Genomic DNA, 16,541 nt, shown 5'->3' on the forward strand with positions numbered 1-16,541 from the left:
GATAGCGGGCTTATTCAGCCGCCGCAAGTCGACCCGACCCCCATGCTAGCATTCTGAACATGCCTGCCGCGCCCCGGATATCCGCCGATCCCGCCGATCCGCTGGTGGCGCTGGCCGACCGCTGCGTCCAGTGCGGGCTATGCCTGCCGGCCTGCCCGACCTACGGGCGCGAGCGGCTCGAGGCCGAATCCCCGCGCGGCCGGATCGCGCTGACCCGGGCCTGGGCGCTGGACACCATCGCGCCGAGCGCGATCGCCGACACCCACCTCGACCATTGCCTGGGCTGCCGCAGCTGCGAAGCGGTGTGCCCGGCGGGCGTGGAGTATGGGGCCTTGCTGACCCTCGCGCGCCGGCGCCAGCGCGAACGCCGCCCGGCGGCCTGGCGCCAGCGCCTGATCGAAGCGCTGGCGGCGCGGCCGCGTTGGCTGGGCGCGGGCCTGGGCCTGTATCGCCTGGCCTACCCGGTGCTGCCGGCGGCTTGGCGGCCGTTGCCGCGGCCGCCGCGGACGGTGGCGATGCCGGCCTCGCCCGAATCGAACAGCCCCGCTTCGGACCGGGTCGGCCTGTTCGTGGGCTGCGTCGCCGGTCGCTACGAGAGCCCGCTGCGCGCCGCCCTGGCGCGGCTGTGCGGCGCGTTGAACGTCGTGCTCGACCCGGTGGCGCGGCAGACCTGCTGCGGCGCCCTGCACGCGCATTCCGGCGATGCCGCCCATGCGCAGGCGCTGGCCGCGAGCAACCGCGCCGCCTTCGCCGGCCACGCCACCGTGCTGACCCTGGCCAGCGGCTGCCACGACACTCTCGACCGCGCCCTGGCCGACGGCGGCCGCGCGGTCGACGCGATCGTCTATCTCGCCGATCGCGCCGAGCGGCTGCGGTTTCGTCCGAGCCCGCAGCGCGTCGCCCTGCACCTGCCCTGCACCCAGCGCAACGTGGTCAAGTCGGTGCCGGCGCTGCGCCGCCTGCTGGCCGCGGTGCCGGGGCTGCAGGTGATCGAACTCGATGCCGGGCATGGCTGCTGCGGCGCGTCGGGCACGCAGATGTTCGCCGATCCGCAACGCGCGGCCGAATACCGGGCGCCGCTGATCGAGCAGTTCGAACGCAGCGGCGCGACTTGCCTGCTCAGCGCGAATATCGGCTGCCGGCTGCACCTGGGCAACGGCACGGCGCTGCCGGTCCGGCACCCGCTGGAGTTCCTGGCCACGTTGCTCGACGACGGCCGGCGCGAAGCGCCTTGAGGCCTCGCAGCAGGGACCGCCACGCGGATCGCGGCGCGATCTCGAACGAACTTCCCCGGACGATTTGTCCACCCCGTTTAACCGACTTCTACGCCGCCCGCGCCGTAGAATCGTCGGCATGAACGCTCGCACTCTCAATCCCCTGGACCGCGTGCTCAGTGAAGCCCAGCGCGCCCTCGACACGGTCTTCGGCGCCCCCGGCGCCGAGCGCCCGAACCCGGCCGGCAGCACCGCCGAACTGGTTCTGGAACCGCCCGAGAAACGCCATTCGGCCGGGCTGATGCGGATCAACCACGTCGGCGAGGTCTGCGCCCAGGCGCTGTACTGCGGCCAGGCCGCGGTCGCCCGCGACGAGTCCACCCGCGAGCACCTGCTCGAAGCCGCGCAGGAAGAAACCGATCACCTGGCCTGGTGCGCCGACCGCCTGCGCGAACTCGATAGCCGCCCCAGCCTTCTCAACCCGCTGTGGTACGCCGGCAGCTTCACCATCGGCGTGCTGGCCGGCCTGCGCGGCGACGGCTGGAACCTGGGCTTCGTGGTCGAAACCGAGCGCCAGGTCGAGGCGCACATCGACGAGCACCTGGAGTCGCTGCCCGAAGGTGACCAGCGCAGCCGCGCGATCCTGCGCACGATGAAGGCCGACGAAGCCCGTCACGCCCAGAACGCCGAAGCGGCCGGCGCGCGCATCCTGCCGATGCCGGTGCCGACGATCATGGCGGCGGCGTCGAAGTTGATGAAGACGGTGGCTTATCGGGTTTGAGGGTTTGAGGGTTTGAGGGTTTGAGGGTTTGGGGTCGAGGGTCGGGAACCGGGAACCGGGAACCGGGAACCGGGAACAGCATGAGCACAAAAGCCCGCCATTGGCGGGCTTTTGCTTTTGGAGCGCGCGCTTGCAGCGGGCTGTTCCGCGCCCAGGCAGTCCGCCGGCGGCCGGGTGTCGCGCCCAGACGGCCTCGCCATCAAGCGACGCGGTCGCGCCTACCGCGATCAGCTCCCTCTCCCGCTTGCGGGAGAGGGCTGGGGTGAGGGCCAGCGGCGGAGCGGCGGGACATCGGATTAAACCGCGCCTGCGGCGCCCCTCACCCCGCCCCTCTCCCGCAAGCGGGAGAGGGAGACGATCGGCGCGGTGGCTGGGGGCAACTCGCTCCGCGCTGTAATTGCGCGCATCAGTCAAGCCAGCGCCCAACTCCCTGCTGCACCGCAACGTCCGACCCGATGCCTGCGCCACCCCCAGCACAACGAAAAAGGCCAGCTTGCGCCGGCCTTTTTCCTTAACCATTCAGCGGACCGTGACCGGAACCGGCTCTGCTCAAGCCAATCCCAACGCCCGAATCCCCAATCCCGGCCTCAATCAGCCAGATTGCGCCCGTGATACAGCTCCTCGATCTCCCGCCGCAGGCGCGCCTCGATCTTCATGCGCTCCTTGAACGAAAGGTTCTTGGCCTTCTCCTCGAACAGGTAGGTGTCGAGGTCGAATTCCTTCAGGTGCATCTTCGTGTGGAAGATATTTTCCTGGTAGACGTTGACGTCGAGCATCTCGTAGCGCGACTTCACGTTCTTGGCCAGGTAGTCCTGGATCGAGTTGATCTTGTGATCGATGTAGTGCTTGCGGCCCTTGATGTCGCGGGTGAAGCCACGGACGCGGTAGTCCATGATCACGATGTCCGACTCGAGGCTCTCGATCAGGTAATTCAAGGCCTTGAGCGGCGAAATCACCCCGCAGGTGGCCACGTCGATATCGGCGCGGAAGGTCGCGATGCCGCTGTCGGGGTGGGTTTCCGGATAGGTATGGACGGTGATGTGCGACTTGTCCATGTGCGCGACCACGGCGTCGGAGATGACGTCCTTGCCGGCCGCCTTCTTGTCGATCACCGGCTCTTCCGAGATCAGGATCGTCACCGACGCGCCCTGGGGGTCGTAATCCTGGCGGGCGATATTGAGGATATTCGCGCCGATGATCTCAGCCACATCCGTCAGGATCTGGGTGAGGCGGTCGGCGTTGTAAGCCTCGTCGATGTATTCGATATACCGACGGCGCTCGTCTTCGGAGGCCGCGAAGCAAACATCGTAAATATTGAACGAGAGGGCCTTGGTGAGGTTGTTGAAACCCTGCAACCGCAGGCGCGGCAACGGCTTGACCACTGTAGGAAGATTCCAGTCGGACGGCGAGGGCCGCGATTATGAGGCAAACAGCCCCGGGGGGAAACGCATGGTGTTTTTGGGCTTCGTTGGTGACAAAAGCGTGACCGTCGCTGAACTTCCATCATCGCTCTGTATCGAAGTCCGAGTTTCAACGTCAGGATTTGCTTCCACAGGCCGTATCGCCCTAAGCTCGGTCGACTGCCAAAGCCGAATCCCAATGTCCGCCAACCCGGTAGCTCCCTTGACTGCTCTGCGCCGAACCAACAGCCCGTTGCTGCCGGATGGCGCAACGATCGAACGCTTCCTGGCCCATTGCCACCGTCGTCGTTACCCGTCCCGTACGGACGTGTTCCGCCCCGGCGACCCGGCCAGCACGCTCTATTATGTCGTCTCCGGCTCGGTAAGCATCATTACCGAAGAAGAAGACGGCCGCGAATTGGTCCTGGGCTATTTCGGCCCCGGCGAGTTCGTAGGTGAACTCGGCCTATTCATCGAAAGCGACCACCGCGAAGTCATCCTGCGCACCCGCGCCACCTGCGAGCTGGCCGAAATCGGCCACGAGCGCCTGTACGACCTGCTGCTGACCCGGCTGTCGCTGGACGCGCCCAAGCTGCTGTATGCGATCGGCGCGCAGATTTCCCGGCGCCTGCTCGACACCAGCCGCAAGGCCGGCCGCCTGGCCTTCCTCGACGTGACCGACCGGATCGTGCGCGCCCTGCACGACCTGGCCAAGGAACCCGAGGCCATGAGCCATCCGCAGGGCACTCAGCTGCGGGTGTCGCGCCAGGAGCTTTCGCGCCTGGTCGGCTGCTCGCGTGAAATGGCCGGCCGCGTGCTCAAGAAGCTCCAGGCCGACGGCAAGCTGCACGCCCGCGGCAAGACCGTCGTCCTCTACGGGACCCGCTAAGCCCCGATGGGACGCATCGCCCCGTCCGTCCAGACCGCGCCCTCGGTGCGGCTGGCGGAGTTGGGCGACGCCAACGACGTGGCCGGCCTGCTCGGCCACCTCGGCTATCCGTGCACCCGCGACGAAGCCTTCGAGCGGATCATCACCCTGCAGGACGATCCGCGGCATTACCTGCTGCTGGCCGAAATCGACGGCCACGCCTGCGGGCTGATCGCCAGCCACACCCGTTATTCGCTGACCCACGGCACCGACCTGACCCGGATCACCGCCTTGGTGGTCGCGCCGTCGTGTCACCGCCAGGGCATCGGCCGGCAACTGCTGCGCGAAGTCGAGCGCCGCGCGCGCCGCGACGGGGTCAGCCGGATCGAGGTCACCAGCAACGTCAGCCGCCTGGACGCGCACGAGTTCTACCGGCGCTGCGGCTATTCGGACGGGTCGCTGAAGTTCGTGAAGACACTGGGCGACTGAGGTTCACGTCCGCCGAGCCGTCACCGGCCCCTACTTGCTACCGCCTACGTCACGGCCCGAAGCCACCTGTAGGAGTGGCGCGTGCTGCGACCGCGCCACTTTGAATATTGCGAACTCTGCCCGGAGAGCGGGCAACGTGCGGTGCCGCGCCTGAACGAGGTGCCTCGGCTCACGATTGCCCGTGTCGCGGCTCGCGCCGCTCCTACAGGGAGCGAGCGGTTCAACACATCTCACCCCCGATTGCGCAGTCCCGCTCGCAGCCCCTGTAGGAGCGGCGCAAGCCGCGACCGCGCCGGCTCGGCTACTGCGAATGGCGCGGGAATGCAGCGATGCAGCGACGTGCGGTCTTCCGCTTATGGGCAGCTCCTCGGCTCACGATTAACCGCGTCGCAGCTTGTGACCAAAGGAAATCCAGTAGGACGCCACTCCTACAGGGCTGCGGGCGGGACTGCGCGATCTGACAGCAAGGCATCCGATCTTCCCGATCTTGCGAGAGCCGCGTGATCGCAGGCCGCTCGGGCCGACCAGACGGGCCATCGATCAGGCCGACCCCACCGCATCCCCGCCCCGCCCCGGGCAACCCCAGTTGAGGATCGGCGTGCCGGCCGGCAATACGCGGCGGAACATCTCGACCCGCTTGCGCTTGGGATTGACCACCACCGGCTTGAGCGCGGCGTGCAGCAGCGGCAGGTCGGCGCTGCTGTCGGAATAGGCGACCTCGACCGGCGCGGTGAAGCCGGCTTCGCGCAGCATCGTCATCTTCATGTACGAGTGGCAGTGACGACGGGCGCCCAGCGCGCCCAGGCGCGGGCCGACCAGGGTGCCGACCACCGGCACGTCCTCGTGGGCGACGAAGCTCAGAATCGCGCGCGCCAGTTCCGGCGGCGCGCCGGTCGCGATCACCACCCGGTCGCCCTGCTGGCGATGGTGATGCAGCACGTCCAGCGCGATCGGCAGCAGCCGCGCGCGGATCTGTTCGGTATGCAGGCTGACGTAGCGGTCGATCATCGTGTCGAGCGCGCCGGCGCGATGCACGCCGACCGTGCCGACCCAGACGAAGGCGGAAATGCCGACCCGGCGGGTCTTGAGCCACGCCACCATCGGCCCGGCCACCGGCGCGATCAGCAGCGCCAGCGCCATCCGCCACCACGAACGCTTGATCAGCCAGGCGAACAGATGGCTGCCCGAATCGCCGTCGTACAAGGTGTGGTCGAAGTCGAACACGATCAGCGGCGCATCGGCGCGCACCGCGCGGAAACGCGGCGCGGCGACCTCGGCCGGACGGACCTCGCTCACGCCGCGAACAGGCGCTGCAGCGCCGCGCCAGGGTCGCGTTCGCGCATGAAGCTTTCGCCGACTAGGAAGGTTTCGATCCCGGCGCCGCGCATGCGGGCGACGTCGCCGGCCGTGGCGATGCCGCTTTCGGTCACCAGGGTGCGATCGCGCGGCACCGCCTCGCGCAAGGCGATCGTGGTATCCAGCGACACCTCGAAGGTGCGCAGGTTGCGGTTGTTGACCCCGATCAGCTCGCAGTCGGTCTGCAGCGCGCGTTCGAGCTCGTCGATGTCGTGGACCTCGACCAGCACGTCCATGCCCAGTTCCATCGCCAGCCCGGCCATCTCGATCATCGCGCCGTCCTCCAGCGCGGCGACGATCAGCAAGATCGCATCGGCGCCGATCGTGCGCGCCTCATAGATCTGGTACGGGTCGATGGTGAAATCCTTGCGCAGCACCGGCAGCGAGCAGGCCTCGCGCGCTTCGGCCAGGTAAGCGTTGCTGCCCTGGAAGAAGTCCACGTCGGTCAGCACCGACAGGCAGGCCGCGCCGCCGGCCTGGTAGCTGCGCGCGATCTCGCCGGGCTTGAAGTCGGCGCGGATCAGGCCCTTGGACGGGCTGGCTTTCTTGACCTCGGCGATCACCGCCGCTTCGCCGGCGGCGTGCTTGCGCTTGATCGCGTCGACGAAACCGCGCGCGCGCGGCTGCGAGGCGGCGCGCGCGCGCAGGTCGGCCAGGGAGCGCACGCGGCTGCGTTGTTCGATTTCCTCGACCTTGCGGGCCAGGATCGTGCGCAAGACATCCGTCATCGGTTACTCCACTTCGCGGGTCGGTTCGCCTGCGAGGGGCAGGCCGGGGCGCCATTGTCCCAGTTGCAGCCGATCGAGCAAGGCGACGACGGCGTCGCGGGCGTCGGAATTGTGAATCGGCATCACCAGCACATCGCCGGGGGCGGCCCATTCCAGCAATTGCGCGGCCGCGCGGACCTCGTCCAGACAGACCTGGATCGCCGCCTCGGGCACGCCGCGCTCAAGCAGCTCGGTGCGCAAGATCGCCGCGACCTCGCCCGGCGCGCGCCCGCGCAGGAAGCTTTCGATGTCCTTGAGCACGACCCGGTCCGGGCGGAACGAGGCCGCGACCGCGGCCAGCGCGCGGATGTCGGCGTCTTCGCGGTTGCCGGCCTGGCCCAGAACCAGGCCCAGCCGGCCGTGGCCGCGCGCGGCGACTTCGAGCAGGCCGCGCAGGCCGTCGGGGTTGTGGGCGTAGTCCAGGTAGACCTCGCTGTCGCCCAGGCGCCAGCGCTGCAGGCGGCCGGGGTTGTCGCCCGGGTGCGAGCCGAAACTCGCCAGGACCTCGGCGATCTGCGCCGGGGCGACGCCCAGGCCGACCGCGGCCAGGGCCGCGCCGGCCAGATTGGCGACGTTGTAGCGGGCGCGGCCGGCGAAGCTCAGCGGCATGTCCGCGACCGCGCCGAGGTCGTGACGCTGGCCGGCGTAATCCAGTTGCAGACGGCCGGCGTCGTCGACGCCGCAGGTCGCGCCGCCGTCAGCGCGGTGCATCGCCAGCAGCGGGTGGCTGTCGTCCAGGGCGAACCAGCCGATCCGCCACGTCAGCGACGGGCCTTGCCGGGCCAGCAGGGCATCGTCGGCGTTGAGCACCAGCAGGCCGTCGTCGCCCAGGGCGCGGGCGACGGTCAGCTTGACCTGGGCCAGGTCCTCCAGCGAATGGATGCCGTACTCGCCGAAATGGTCCGGGCTGATGTTGGTGACCAGGGCGACGCGCGCATCGCGCGGGGTCACGCCGCGGCGCAGGATGCCGCCGCGCGCGGTTTCCAGGATCGCCGCCTGCACGCTCGGCTGGCGCAGCAGGGTGCGCGCGCCGACCGGTCCGGAGTAATCGCCGCTGTCGACCCGTTCGCTGTCGACGAACAGGCCGTCGGTGCTGCTGTAGGCGGTCGACCAGCCGTGCCGCCGCGCCATCGCCGCGAGCAGGCGCACGCTGGTGGTCTTGCCGTTGGAACCGGTGACGACCGCGGTCGGGATCGCGTGCAACTGCGGCCACGGCACTTCCGAGGGCGGCGGCAACGCATCGATCGGCCAGACCCGGCCGCCGATGCCTTCGCCGATCGACAATGCCTCGTCGTCGCTGTGCGCCGGAATCCCGCGCGCGCGCGCCTGCTCGAGCAATTCGATCAAGGCCGGATTCGCCTCCGCGACGGCCAGCGCGCGCAAGGTGGCGAGCGCGCTGGCGCGGTCCCAGTACGCGGCGTGGCCGGGCGCGTGCGGCGGCAACACGTCCTGGGCGATCGGCCCGGCCGCGGCGATCCAGGCCCATTCGGCGACTTCGGTGGCGGCGTACAACTGGTCGATCGGCGCGACGAAGGCCAGCGAGGCGCCGCTGGCATGCACGCGCACGACGATCGGGCCTTCCGGCCAATCCAGCGCGTCGCGCACGTCGGCGATGTTGCGCCGCCAGGCCGCCAGCGCGTCCGCATCCAGGCGCGCGTCGCCGCGCGTCTCCAGCGCGGCGCCGTGGCCGTCGAAGTACAGGTTGCTGCCAGTCAGCCGGCGCGAATCCTCGAACGCGAATGCGTACTCGGGCGGCGGCGGCGCGGTGGCTTGCTGGGAGGTCTCTTGCTCGGGTACGGACACAGGCTCAGTCGCTCTCTTCGCGTTCGAAGCGCAAACCGCGTTCGTCGCGCACCACGCCTTCCATCGCCGCGAACGCGGCTTCGTCCAGCGCCGGTTCCAGCGGCGGCAGTTCGGCGCGCTGCGCCACCGCCGCGACCACGCCCTCGGGCTGGAAGTGGATGATCTGCTTCCACGAGCGCGCCAGCGCGTCGGCGAACACCAGCACCAGATCGCCGGCCTGGCCCATGCGCAGCGCGGCGTCGACCGCCTGCTGCTCGTCGGGAATGATCGAGATCGCCGTTTCCGCCACGCCCAGCGCCAGCAGCTTCTTGGCGATGATCCGCGGCACTTCGTCGCCGTCGCGGCCGCGCAGCGAATCGTCGCGGCGGCAGATGTAGTGATCGAAGCGGCCGGCGACCGCTTCGGCGATCGCATGCAGGTCCTCGTCGCGGCGATCGCCGGGACCGGCCAGGACCACGATGCGGCGGCCCGGCACGTCCAGGCGCTGAGCCAGGTCCGACATCACCCCGACCGCGTGGGCGTTGTGGCCGTAGTCCATCACCACCTTGAACGGATGTTCGTTGTAGACGTTCATCCGGCCCGGGGCCTGGAAGAAGGTCGTATCGAACGTGCGCAGGCCGTGGCGGATCGCATCGAGCTTGATCCCAAGCGAGAACGCCATCGCCGCGGCGACCATCGCGTTCTGCACGTTGTGCAGCGCGCGGCCTTCCATCGTCGCCGGGATCAGATGCGTCCACAGCAGCGGGATATGGCTGCCCTTGTCGTACAAGGTGATCATGTGGCCGTTGATGCCGGCCTCCAGCGCGCAGGCGCGGCCGCCGGCGCGGATGTGCTCGCGCACCAGCGCGTGCGAGGGGTTCATGGTGACGTAGCAGATCACCTTGGCGTCGGTGTAGGCCGACATCTTCAGCACGTGCGGATCGTCGGCATTGAGCACCGCGCAATCGGTGGCCACTTCGACCACCACCCGCTTGATCTCGGCCAGTTGTTCGAGCGTGTCGATGCCCTTCAGGCCGAGGTGATCGGACTGGATGTTGAGCACCGCGCCGACGTTGACCTCGGACACGCCCATGCCGGCGCGCAGCAGGCCGCCGCGCGCGGTTTCCAGTACCGCCATGTCGACGTGCGGGTCCGACAGCACCATGCGCGCGGACACCGGGCCGGTCATGTCGCCCTCTACGGTGCGCTGGCCGTCGATGTAGACGCCGTCGGTGGTGGTCAGGCCCGGGGTGTAGCCGCCCATCTTGGTGATGTGGGCGAGCATGCGCGCGGTGGTGGTCTTGCCGTTGGTGCCGGTGATCGCGGCGATCGGCACGCGCGAGGGCGCGCCGGGCGCGAACAGCATGTCGATGACCGGGCCGGCGGCGTCGCGCGGCGTGCCTTCGCTGGGCGCGACATGCATGCGGAAGCCGGGCGCGGCGTTGATCTCGCAGATGCCGCCGCCGATGTTCTTGTAGCTCTCGGCGATGTTGGGCGAGATGAAATCCACGCCGCCCACGTCCAGGCCGATCGCGAGCACCGCGCGCACCGCCATGTCGCGGTTATCGGGATGGATGATGTCGGTGACGTCGGTCGCGGTGCCGCCGGTGGACAGGTTGGCGGTGGAACGCAGGTAGACGATTTCGCCGGGCTTCGGGATCGACGCGGCGGTGTAGCCGACCCGCTCCATCATCAGCTCGGCCTGCGAATCCAGCTCCAGGCGCGTGAGCACCTTCTCGTGGCCGACGCCGCGGCGCGGGTCCTGATTCACCAGTTCGACCAGTTCGGCGATGCTGCGCAAGCCGTCGCCGACCACGTGGCCGGGCGTGCGCTTGGTCGCGGCGATCAGTTCGCCGTTGATCACCAGCAGGCGATGGTCGTCGCCGCCGACGAAGGTCTCGACGATCACCGAACGCGAATGCTCGCGCGCGGCCTCGAAACCGGCGCGCACGTCCTCGTCGCTGGAAATATCGATGGTGATGCCGCGGCCGTGGTTGCCGTTGTACGGCTTGGTCACGACCGAGCCTCCGAGCTTCTTCGCCGCGCGGATCGCGCCGCTGGAATCGGTGACCAACTCCTGTCGCGGCACCGGCAAGCCGAGCGAAGCGAGAATCTTGTTGGTCTCTTCCTTGTCGCTGGCCAACTCCACCGCGATGTGCGAAGTCCGCCCCGTCACCGTGGCCTGGATGCGCTGCTGATACTTGCCGTGCCCGAACTGGATCAGCGACTGGTTATTGAGCCGCAGCCACGGAATATTGCGTTCCTCGGCCGCGCGCACCAGCGAAGCCGTCGACGGCCCGAGCGCGCGGCGCTGCGCGTAGCGGATGAAGCCGTCGCGCGCGCTTTCCCATTCGAAGTCCGCCGGCACGCTGCCGGCCGGGCGAATCTCCTCGGGCAGCAGCGAACACAACAGCTTGATGCCGAGTTCGCCCGCGGCGATGCCTTCCTCACGCTGCGCGTATTCGTACACCACCGAGTACACGCCGGGGCGGTCGTCGCTGACGCTGCGGGTCTTGCCGAAGGTGACGTTCTCGCCGGCGACGTTCTGCAATTCGATCGCGACGTGTTCGAGCACGTGGCCGAGCCAGGTGCCTTCGTCCTCGCGCATGCGCCGGACGAAACCGCCGGGTTCGCGGTAGGAGCAGCCGTGTTCGGCCAATCCGGGCAGCGCTTCGACCAGCCCGTCGATGAAGGCCGATCCGAGACGCGCGGTCGGCCAGGCTTCCAGTGCCTGCAGGTCTAACTCCAGGCGTATGACCGGAAAGTGCGCATACAACGAAGGGCCGACATAAACGGAGCGATCGAGAATGCGCATGCAGAACCTCAGTTCATGGTGATTTGGGTCGAGTGGGTTTAAGTCGCGGGAATTGAATGGGACGGATTTGGGCGGAACAGATTTAGCCGGACGGATGTAAGTGCAGCGTAGTGAAGACGGTCGGACTCAAGCGGCGCGCACTCGTTCACGCCGACCGCGTCATCCCGACTTGGACACCGCCAGCGAACCGGCCGATGCCTTGCGGGTATTGAGATTGAACGTAGCGCCTTTGGTCAGGATGTGCACGCCCAGGCCGAGCAGGCAGACCGGTTCGTCCTCGCCGACCATGTGCATGGACGAGAACTGCAGGCCGTCGGCGTCGACCACGGTGACCGAGCCGCTGCCTTCGACCTCGATGGTGTTGTCCGGGCCGATGAAGGCCGCGGTGTCCTCGTCCAGGCCGATGCCGATCGCGAACGGGTTGTAGGCCAGCGCCGCGACCAGGCGGCCGAGGCGGTCGCGCTGGCGGAAATGCTGGTCGATCACCACCCGGTTGGTCAGGCCCAGGCCCGGCGCCAGCCGCACGCTGTCGGCGCGCGGCGAGGAGCCCTCGGTGCCGAACGCGATCATGTGCTCGCTGAGGATGCTCGCGCCCGCGCTGGTGCCGCCGACGGCCACACCGCGCGCGTTCTGCGCGCGGATCGCCTGCGCAATCGGCGTGCCACCGAGCATGGTGGAGATGCGCAATTGGTTACCGCCGGTGAAGAAAATACCGCTGGCCTGTTCGATCCGCTGGATCCGGTTGGGCTCGAAACAATCGCGGCGGGTATCGAAATCCATCGATTCCACCCGGTTGGCGCCGAGCTCGGAGAACAGTTTTTCGTAGCGGTCGCCAGTGTCGGGCATGCGGCTGGCGGTGGGGATCACCACGATGTCGGCGCCGTCGCCGCCGCACAGATCCAGGAACCGCTGCAGAATCTTCGCTCCGTTTTCCTTGTCTTCCGCACCACCTATCGGAACGATCCAGCCCCGCTCTTCACCGTCGGGGATTCTGCTTGGCGACATCCGTACGTACTCACTCTTGGTCGGGCTGGCTGCGCGCGAGGCGAAGCGAAAGCGGCTGGCCGCCGCATGGCGGCGGCGGCAGGAATTCAGCGGTGGGCCGGTCCGGTCGGGCTGCGAACGGATCGGGTATCAGGTCTCAAAATTACCACGCCGCAGCACCGCGCCGTCGCGCAGATGCGCGCGGCCGGCGATGAACACGTCGTGCGCGGCGCCGTTTTCGTCCAGCGCGACCAGGTCGGCGTCGGCGCCGGCGGCGATCAGGCCCTTGCCGGGCAGGCGCAGCAGGCGGGCCGGATTGAGGGTGAACGCCGGCAGCGCGCGTTCCAGTTCGACCCCGCGCGCCAGCACCGCGTTCAGGCATTCGAGCAGCGCGCCCGATTCGCCCACGCCCATGCCGCACATCCGCCCGTGCTCGTCGAAACAGGCCAGGCAGCCGCCGGCATCGGAGCTGACGCTGACCCGGTCGGCCGCCGCGCCGCTGTCGAGGTACTGGATCAGGGCGTCCTGCGCGGTCCAGGCGTCCTCGCCTTCTTCGACCGGGAAGGCGGTCAGGTCGATATGGCAGCCGCGCCGCGCCAGCTCGATCGCTTCGGCGAACAAGGCCTTGCGCCGGTTGACGTGGGTCGGGTTGAACACCCGCGCCGGCAGTTCGCTGGTATCGAGCGCCTGACGCACCAGTTCCAGCCCGCGCGGGCCGTCGCCCAGATGCAGGTGAACGATGCCGGCCTTGCCGGTCATCAGGCCGGCGACATGCGCCTCGGAGGCGAGCTTGAGCAGTTCGTCGAGGGTCGGCTGGCTGGAGCGATGGTCGCTGATCGCGACCTCGCCCACGCCGATCAGCGGCTCGATGAACACCACGTCGCCGCGCACGCTGCCGGTCAGGGTGGTCGGCGGCAGGTGGTAGCCGCCGCTGTAGCCCCAGGCGTTGAGGCCTTCCTCGCGCAGCGCGTAGATATTGGCGACCAGCTCGCGGGTGCCGCGCGCGAGGTCGTCGGTGCCGAGCAGGCCGACCACGCTGGTCACGCCGGCGCGGGTGTAGCGCGACAGCATCGGCGCCGGCACGCGGGTGCGAAAGCCCGCTTCGCCGCCGCCGCCGGTGACGTGGACGTGGCCGTCGATCAGGCCCGGGATCAGCCGCCGGCCCTGCAGGTCGATGGTCTCGACCGGCAGCGAGGCCGGCAGCTGCGGCGGGTCGATGCCCATCCACAGGATCTTGCCGCCGCCGAGCAGCAGGTTCTGCCGGCCGAGCGCCTGGGGCGCATACACATCGGCATTGCGGATCAGGCGCAGCGCGGGTTCGTCGGTCGGGCCTGCGGACATCGTCGGTTCACTCATGGCGGCGGCCGGGTTCGGCATCGCTCGATTGTGCCGTGTCGGCGCGAGCCGCGTCGCGACGCCAGCCATAGGCGCGTTCGACCCGGGCGACGCGCAATTCGAATTGCGCGTACCACTGCTTGCGGCCGCGCTCGCGGATCGCGGTGTGTTCGAGGTTGCGCTTCCAGGCCAGGATCGAGGCTTCGTCGGCCCAGTAGCTCACGGTGATGCCGAAGCCATCGCTGCCGCGGGTCGACTCCACGCCGAGGTAACCGGGCTGCTGCGCGGCCAGTTCGATCATGCGCTGCGCCGCTTCACCGTAGGCGGTGTCGCCTTCTTCGGTGCGCTGGGAGCTGAAGATCACCGCGTAGTACGGAGGTTTGGGGAGGGTGGCGAAGCTGGCTGGCATGGCTGGCTCGGGGGTTGGGGTCGGGTAGAGCGAAGGCTTAAGAGCTGAAAGCGAATCCCCCCTGCCCCCCCTTTTGCAAAGGGGGGAAAAGCACGGGGTTGTAAAAATCGATACGCGATGCCGAATTTCCAACGTTCAAATCGCACACGAAAGAAGCCGCGCCTTCCGATCGCTTCGTCGGCATTCCCCCCTTTGTAAAAGGGGGGCTAGGGGGGATTCGCTTTTGCTCCAAGACGTGCAGAACCCATCGCACCGAACTCACAGCAAATCACCCCGCCGCCAACCGCCGAGTCAACGCAACAAACTCATCCAACTTAGCCCGCGCCGCGCCCGAGGCCAGCGCCTCACGCGCGCGCTCGATGCCCTGGGCGATGCTTTCGACCACCCCCGCCGCATACAGCGCCGCACCCGAATTCAAGGCCACGATCTCGCGCGGCAAGCCTTCGCGATTTTCCAGCGCCTGCAGCAGCAACACCTTCGACTCATCGGCATCGTTGACGCGCAGATTGCGGCTGGCCGCCATCGCGATGCCGAAATCCTCCGGATGCACTTCGTATTCGCGCACCACCCCGTCGCGCAGTTCGCCGACCAGCGAACCGGCGCCGAGCGACAGCTCGTCCATGCCGTCGCGGCCCCACACCACCAGCGCGCGCTGCGCGCCGAGTTCCTGCAGCACGCGCACCTGGATGCCGACCAGGTCGGGATGGAACACGCCCATCAGGATGCTCGGCGCATCGGCCGGGTTGGTCAGCGGGCCGAGGATGTTGAACAAGGTGCGCACGCCCATCTCGCGCCGCACCGGCGCGACTACCTTCATCGCCGGGTGATGCACCGGCGCGAACATGAAACCGATCCCGGCCTGCTCGATGCACTGGCCGACCTGCTCGGGTTGCAGCTCGATCACCGCGCCCAAGGCTTCGAGCACATCCGCGCTGCCCGACTTCGACGACACACTGCGATTGCCGTGCTTGGCGACCTTGGCCCCGGCCGCGGCCACCACGAACATGCTCGCGGTGGAAATATTGAAGGTGTGCGCGCCGTCGCCGCCGGTGCCGACGATGTCGACCAGATGGGTGCGATCGGCGACCTGCACCGGCCGCGCGAATTCGCGCAGCACCGTCGCCGCGCCGGCGATCTCGCCGATGGTTTCCTTCTTGACCCGCAAGCCGGTGAGGATCGCCGCGGTCATGGTCGGCGAGACTTCGCCGCGCATGATCGTGCGCATCAACTCGACCATTTCGTCGTGGAAGATTTCGCGGTGCTCGATGGTGCGTTGCAGGGCTTCTTGGGGCGTCATGGGCATGGGTGCCTACTCGGGAGTCGGGATCGGGAATTCGGCGAAGCCGTCAACGCTCGAGGAAATTGCGCAGCAACGCGTGCCCGTGCTCGGTCTTGATCGATTCGGGATGGAACTGCACGCCCTCGACCGGATGCTCGCGATGGCGCAGGCCCATGATCTCCTCGAAACGGCCGTCCTCGTATTCGGTCCACGCGGTGATTTCCAGGCTCTCGGGCAGGCTGTCGCGCGACACCACCAGCGAGTGATAGCGCGTGGCCTCGTAGGCGTCGGGCAAACCGGCGAACACGCCGCGGCCTTCGTGACGGATGTGCGAAGTCTTGCCGTGCATGATGTGCTTGGCGCGGATCACCTCGCCGCCATAGGCCTGGCCCAGGCTCTGATGGCCGAGGCAGACGCCGAAGATCGGCGTGTTCGGACCGAGCCGGCGGATCACCTCGAGCGATACGCCTGCGTTGTCGGGCGTGCTCGGACCGGGCGAAATCACGATGCGCTCGGGCGCGAGTCTTTCGATCTCCTCCACCGACAACTCGTCGTTGCGGATCACCCGAACCTCGGCGCCCAACGACTGCAGGTACTGCACGATGTTGTAGGTAAAGCTGTCGTAGTTGTCGATCATCAAAACGGACATGACGCGCCTCGAATGCGGGTGGTGCGTGGAGTGCCTGGACGACGCACGTCGCCGGAGGACGATCGTGAGATCGGTCCCGGCATCGTGCCTGCGAATGATTGCGCCGATTGCGACGCCGCCGCGCGGCGGCGGCCAGGGCCGCGCCCTCGCCGGCCGGACGCGGCCGCAAGCCCGCCATTATCGCGATTGCGAACGGGCCGGGGCAGTGACTGGGGGCGGGAATTGCCCGGATGGGCGGTCAGGGCCGGATCGGGCGAGGTCGGATCGGGCGAGGTCGGATCGGATGAAACCGGATCCGGTCGGCGCAGCGCGGTTGCGATCGGATCGGGCGCTCCCGCGACGGGAAGGCGCCGGCGGCGCTCAGCGGCCGCGGGGGTGGAACGATTGGGCGGGGTCACGCAGGCATTCCTCGA

General features: G+C 68.5%; 14 protein-coding genes. 4 read left to right on the forward strand and 10 right to left on the reverse strand.

Annotated features, from left to right (window positions below; all coding sequences use genetic code 11):
* Positions 1–59 precede the first annotated feature (59 nt).
* Together IEQ11_RS20250 and coq7 are read left to right on the forward strand one after the other, a co-directional pair.
* Positions 60–1,235 carry a (Fe-S)-binding protein gene (locus IEQ11_RS20250; protein ID WP_191823545.1) on the forward strand — a complete coding sequence of 392 codons (1,176 nt, stop codon included), beginning with the start codon at positions 60–62 and terminating at the stop codon, positions 1,233–1,235.
* 118 nt (positions 1,236–1,353) lie between these two features.
* Positions 1,354–1,995, forward strand: coding sequence for a 2-polyprenyl-3-methyl-6-methoxy-1,4-benzoquinone monooxygenase (gene coq7 / locus IEQ11_RS20255; protein ID WP_191823544.1), 642 nt, complete (start codon positions 1,354–1,356; stop codon positions 1,993–1,995).
* Between the two features lie 587 nt (positions 1,996–2,582).
* On the opposite strand, the gene speD is transcribed toward coq7, so the two are convergent.
* Positions 2,583–3,377 carry an adenosylmethionine decarboxylase gene (speD, locus tag IEQ11_RS20260; protein WP_036104904.1) on the reverse strand — a complete coding sequence of 265 codons (795 nt, stop codon included), beginning with the start codon at positions 3,375–3,377 and terminating at the stop codon, positions 2,583–2,585.
* Positions 3,378–3,594: 217 nt separating this feature from the next.
* Between speD and crp the strand changes: the two genes are divergently transcribed.
* Positions 3,595–4,284: a cAMP-activated global transcriptional regulator CRP gene (gene crp / locus IEQ11_RS20265; RefSeq protein WP_082124483.1), complete on the forward strand. Its 690-nt coding sequence runs from the start codon at positions 3,595–3,597 to the stop codon at positions 4,282–4,284.
* A gap of 6 nt (positions 4,285–4,290) precedes the next feature.
* A complete protein-coding gene (locus IEQ11_RS20270; RefSeq protein WP_046657873.1) occupies positions 4,291–4,752 on the forward strand; it encodes a global regulator CLP-associated N-acetyltransferase in 462 nt (153 codons plus the stop codon).
* A gap of 540 nt (positions 4,753–5,292) precedes the next feature.
* Here IEQ11_RS20270 and IEQ11_RS20275 read toward each other — a convergent pair.
* The 9 genes from IEQ11_RS20275 to IEQ11_RS20315 all read right to left on the reverse strand — a co-directional run bounded on the left by IEQ11_RS20275 (position 5,293) and on the right by IEQ11_RS20315 (position 16,128).
* Positions 5,293–6,048: a haloacid dehalogenase-like hydrolase gene (locus tag IEQ11_RS20275; protein WP_046657874.1), complete on the reverse strand. Its 756-nt coding sequence runs from the start codon at positions 6,046–6,048 to the stop codon at positions 5,293–5,295.
* Positions 6,045–6,836 carry an indole-3-glycerol phosphate synthase TrpC gene (gene trpC, locus IEQ11_RS20280; RefSeq protein WP_191823543.1) on the reverse strand — a complete coding sequence of 264 codons (792 nt, stop codon included), beginning with the start codon at positions 6,834–6,836 and terminating at the stop codon, positions 6,045–6,047. The genes IEQ11_RS20275 and trpC overlap by 4 nt, the downstream gene beginning before the upstream one ends.
* 3 nt (positions 6,837–6,839) lie before the next feature.
* On the reverse strand, positions 6,840–8,678 hold the full coding sequence (locus IEQ11_RS20285; protein WP_191823542.1) for a Mur ligase family protein: 1,839 nt from the start codon (positions 8,676–8,678) through the stop codon (positions 6,840–6,842).
* A 4-nt stretch (positions 8,679–8,682) separates the two neighbouring features.
* Complete coding sequence (gene cphA / locus IEQ11_RS20290) at positions 8,683–11,472, reverse strand: cyanophycin synthetase (protein ID WP_057922528.1); 2,790 nt, start codon at positions 11,470–11,472, stop codon at positions 8,683–8,685.
* A 159-nt stretch (positions 11,473–11,631) separates the two neighbouring features.
* The gene (locus IEQ11_RS20295; protein WP_036104912.1) at positions 11,632–12,477 is read right to left on the reverse strand and encodes a cyanophycinase; all 846 of its coding nucleotides are present in this window, start codon (positions 12,475–12,477) and stop codon (positions 11,632–11,634) included.
* A gap of 129 nt (positions 12,478–12,606) precedes the next feature.
* Positions 12,607–13,797: a beta-aspartyl-peptidase gene (gene iadA, locus IEQ11_RS20300; protein WP_191823541.1), complete on the reverse strand. Its 1,191-nt coding sequence runs from the start codon at positions 13,795–13,797 to the stop codon at positions 12,607–12,609.
* A 7-nt stretch (positions 13,798–13,804) separates the two neighbouring features.
* Positions 13,805–14,200, reverse strand: coding sequence for an antibiotic biosynthesis monooxygenase family protein (locus IEQ11_RS20305; RefSeq protein ID WP_191823540.1), 396 nt, complete (start codon positions 14,198–14,200; stop codon positions 13,805–13,807).
* A gap of 268 nt (positions 14,201–14,468) precedes the next feature.
* Positions 14,469–15,503, reverse strand: coding sequence for an anthranilate phosphoribosyltransferase (gene trpD / locus IEQ11_RS20310; protein WP_191823539.1), 1,035 nt, complete (start codon positions 15,501–15,503; stop codon positions 14,469–14,471).
* 43 nt (positions 15,504–15,546) lie between these two features.
* Positions 15,547–16,128 (reverse strand): anthranilate synthase component II, encoded by a 582-nt coding sequence (locus IEQ11_RS20315; RefSeq protein ID WP_057922530.1) that lies wholly within the window; start codon positions 16,126–16,128, stop codon positions 15,547–15,549.
* Positions 16,129–16,541 lie beyond the last annotated feature (413 nt).

The sequence above is a fragment of the Lysobacter capsici genome (assembly GCF_014779555.2).
GTDB classification, from domain to species: Bacteria; Pseudomonadota; Gammaproteobacteria; order Xanthomonadales; family Xanthomonadaceae; genus Lysobacter; species Lysobacter capsici.

Coding starts and splice junctions, on each gene's coding strand:
- coq7 (WP_191823544.1), top strand. CDS start 1,354: ATGAACGCTCGCACTCTCAATCCCCTGGACCGCGTGCTCAGTGAAGCC.
- iadA (WP_191823541.1), bottom strand. CDS start 13,797: ATGTCCGCAGGCCCGACCGACGAACCCGCGCTGCGCCTGATCCGCAAT.
- trpC (WP_191823543.1), bottom strand. CDS start 6,836: ATGACGGATGTCTTGCGCACGATCCTGGCCCGCAAGGTCGAGGAAATC.
- IEQ11_RS20270 (WP_046657873.1), top strand. CDS start 4,291: ATGGGACGCATCGCCCCGTCCGTCCAGACCGCGCCCTCGGTGCGGCTG.
- IEQ11_RS20250 (WP_191823545.1), top strand. CDS start 60: ATGCCTGCCGCGCCCCGGATATCCGCCGATCCCGCCGATCCGCTGGTG.
- cphA (WP_057922528.1), bottom strand. CDS start 11,472: ATGCGCATTCTCGATCGCTCCGTTTATGTCGGCCCTTCGTTGTATGCG.
- IEQ11_RS20315 (WP_057922530.1), bottom strand. CDS start 16,128: ATGTCCGTTTTGATGATCGACAACTACGACAGCTTTACCTACAACATC.
- trpD (WP_191823539.1), bottom strand. CDS start 15,503: ATGCCCATGACGCCCCAAGAAGCCCTGCAACGCACCATCGAGCACCGC.
- IEQ11_RS20305 (WP_191823540.1), bottom strand. CDS start 14,200: ATGCCAGCCAGCTTCGCCACCCTCCCCAAACCTCCGTACTACGCGGTG.
- crp (WP_082124483.1), top strand. CDS start 3,595: ATGTCCGCCAACCCGGTAGCTCCCTTGACTGCTCTGCGCCGAACCAAC.
- IEQ11_RS20295 (WP_036104912.1), bottom strand. CDS start 12,477: ATGTCGCCAAGCAGAATCCCCGACGGTGAAGAGCGGGGCTGGATCGTT.